The organism is Sphingomonas sp. SRS2, from assembly GCF_000971055.1.
Lineage (GTDB): Bacteria > Pseudomonadota > Alphaproteobacteria > Sphingomonadales > Sphingomonadaceae > Rhizorhabdus.
Genome location: NZ_LARW01000031.1, coordinates 1 through 1,250, shown reverse-complemented (window position 1 = coordinate 1,250; position 1,250 = coordinate 1). Strand labels below are relative to the sequence as shown.

Genomic DNA, 1,250 nt, shown 5'->3' with positions numbered 1-1,250 from the left:
ATATTATCGGACTCAACGATTGTAAGCGGGCGGATTCTAGACCGAAGTGCGAAAACTCGCCCTATTCGCGGGTTTCAACCCGTGAGGATCGCACATGCGCTGCTACACCCACTTGGATCTCAATGACCGTCGGAGACTATATCAGCTGATCAATGCCGGCCGCAGCCCTCGTCAGGCTGCCGTCGAACTCGGCCGCCACGCCTCGACAATCTACCGCGAATTGAAGCGGAATCAGCATCTCGACGAGGAGCCGGTCTTTCGCGGCTATTTTCCGGTTACAGCTCAGGGCAAGGCTGCGGCTCGCCGTCTTCGCGGTGGAAAGATCGTCCGGCGACATGAACTCGCCGCCTATGTGGTCGACCGACTGCGGGCCGCCTGGTCGCCGGAGCAGATCGCCGGTTATTTGCGTCGGCATCAGCGCCACCGGCTGAGCGTGAGCCATGAGACCATCTATCAATATGTCTATAGCCCGGTCGGCCGTGACCAAGGCCTTGGCCACCTGCTCCCATCTTCACGACGATCGCGCCGCCGCCGCTATGCGCGCAAACCACGAGGATTGAACATTCCGTCGGCGCATATGATCGCGGCGCGGCCTGCGGAGATCGGCGAACGCACGAGTTTCGGCCATTGGGAGGGCGACCTCATCGCGTTCCGGCAGGAATATGGCAAAGCCAACCTGACCTCGTTGGTCGAACGTCGAAGCCGCTTCACGGTATTGATGCCAAATCCGAGCCGCCATTCGGCCGGCATCATGGCCGGTATCCACCAGCAGCTCCGTTCCCTGCCCCCTTCCCTTCGTCGCACGATAACCTTCGACCGCGGCACGGAATTTGCGAACTACCGTCGCCTCCAGGACACGCTGGGTATGAAGGCCTATTTCTGCCAGCCATCAGCCCCGTGGCAGAAGGGCAGTGTCGAAAACAATAACGGTCGGATCCGTCGCTTCCTGCCGTCCGACACCGATATTGTACGCCTGCCAGCGAAAGAGCTTCAGCGCCTCGTTGAACGCCTGAACGACACACCCCGCAAATGCCTGGGCTACCGCACGCCTCGGGATGTGCTCGCCGAACAGATCGGCAACGCAAGAACTGCCGGTTAGGGGACTGACCGGGCCCACTGCTGGCGCAGCGGGTCCAAGACGCCGGAACCGGTAATCCATCGCATCAGCAGGGGATGGGCTGCGCTGTTGGGATGGCTCCACCCATCCCCTGCTGCCCCGAACGATGTCGCACCTCGGCTTGAAACTTCAG

Annotated in this window: 1 protein-coding gene; it reads left to right on the top strand. The window is 61.2% G+C overall.

Translation table 11 applies throughout. The annotated features are described in order from the left end of the window. Nucleotides 1–94: 94 nt before the first annotated feature. Complete coding sequence (locus WP12_RS00220) at nucleotides 95–1,099, top strand: IS30 family transposase (RefSeq protein ID WP_046191761.1); 1,005 nt, start codon at nucleotides 95–97, stop codon at nucleotides 1,097–1,099. The last annotated feature ends 151 nt before the right edge of the window (nucleotides 1,100–1,250 follow it).